We start from the raw sequence: 1,358 nt of genomic DNA, 5'->3' as shown, positions 1-1,358 counted from the left end.
CTACCGGCCCGTTCGCCGGTTTCTACAACGACATCGCGGGAGCGGCCTGGGCGGACTGGCTGTTCATGCTCGGCCTGGCGGCGATCGGCGGCGCCCTCATCCTCGGCATCGGCATGCGGATCGCCGCTGTGACCGGCGCGGCCCTGCTGGTGATGATGTGGACGGCCGTCCTCCCCCCGGACAACAACCCCTTCATGGACGACCACCTGATCTACGCGATCCTGATCGTCGGCCTGGCCCTCGTCAGCGCCGGCGACACCCTCGGCCTCGGCCGCTGGTGGGGAGAGACCCGCCTGGTCAAGCGCCTCCCCGTCCTCAAGTAGCGTCCCCGAACGCCAAAGGACGCCCACCTAGGTGGGCGTCCTTTGGCCATGCTGACCGGAGCATCGTCGCGGCTGTGCGGCGGTCACGATTGAGACACGGCTCGCCTCGCGGGTGGGTGGCGGGCCGCTCGGTGGGATGCACGAGGCTCTCACGGCCGCATCCTCGAAACCGCGCGGACGCCGCAGATCAAGTTCGGCAATCCGGCCCCACCGGGCCGTGCTGGGTGTTACCAGCCGCAGGGGATGGTCAGGCCCGAGGATGCGGTGGCGCCGGCCCTGTCGGTGATCTGGACCGAGGTGGTGTAGGTGAGCTCCGTTTCACCGGGGTTGTTGCAGTCGAACGAGGCGGTGGTGACGTGGTTGATCGGATCGGTGGTCACGACGGGCTGGCGCGGCGCTCGTGGGGTGTACCACTGGGCGGAGGCCGGGTCGACTCCGCCGGTCCAGAACGCTTCGCAGTTGATGTAGTTGAAGCCCTGCGGCAGCGGGCTGCAGGTGAAGCGGATGATCCGTAGGGGCGTCAGCGGCGGCGGTCCGGCCAGGCACAGGTTCAAGATGGTGGCGTTGTACTCGAACTGCCGTGGCAGGTCCTGGTTGTGGTCGCCTTCCCGGCCGGTCAGGTGACCGATCTCGTGCAGGATGGCGATGGTGCGCTGTTGCTCGGCCGATGGGTCGAACGCGGCGGGGGCGACCGGCAGGCCGGGGTCGGAGGTGAAGAAGTTGGGGTGCACGGAGATCGTGCCACGGACCCCGCGGAACAAGGGTGAGGACGCGATGGCGCCTGCGGGCTGGCCGGCGGGGACCGGCGTCGAGACGATGGGCACGCGCCCCGCGACCTGCTGGGGATCGCGGTCGTCGGGTGCCTGGAAGCTCGGGCCGGTCAGGTACTGCTTGCAGTCGGCCCGCAGCAGCGCGGTCTGGGCGTGGAAACGGGCCTGGTCTATCAGGCCCTGCTGATCCTGAGCCGCCGCCGGAGCGCTGGTGATGGCCAGGAAGGAACCGGTGGCGACGATGGCCGCGGTGATGGTGGCGAAC

General features: G+C 69.5%; 1 protein-coding gene and 1 pseudogene. One reads left to right on the top strand and one right to left on the bottom strand.

Translation table 11 applies throughout. The features are described 5' to 3' along the window. A pseudogene (locus ETD83_RS41855) lies at positions 1–323 on the top strand (hypothetical protein); the annotation flags it as partial. A gap of 227 nt (positions 324–550) precedes the next feature. Here ETD83_RS41855 and ETD83_RS43395 read toward each other — a convergent pair. Further along, a partial coding sequence (locus ETD83_RS43395) for a hypothetical protein (protein WP_171064757.1) occupies positions 551–1,358 on the bottom strand: 808 nt, incomplete at its 5' end.

Origin of the sequence: Actinomadura soli (assembly GCF_005889715.1) — a bacterium.
GTDB lineage: Bacteria > Actinomycetota > Actinomycetes > Streptosporangiales > Streptosporangiaceae > Spirillospora > Spirillospora soli.
The sequence above is the reverse complement of the archived record's forward strand: the minus strand, read 5'-3'. Positions and strand labels throughout refer to the sequence as shown.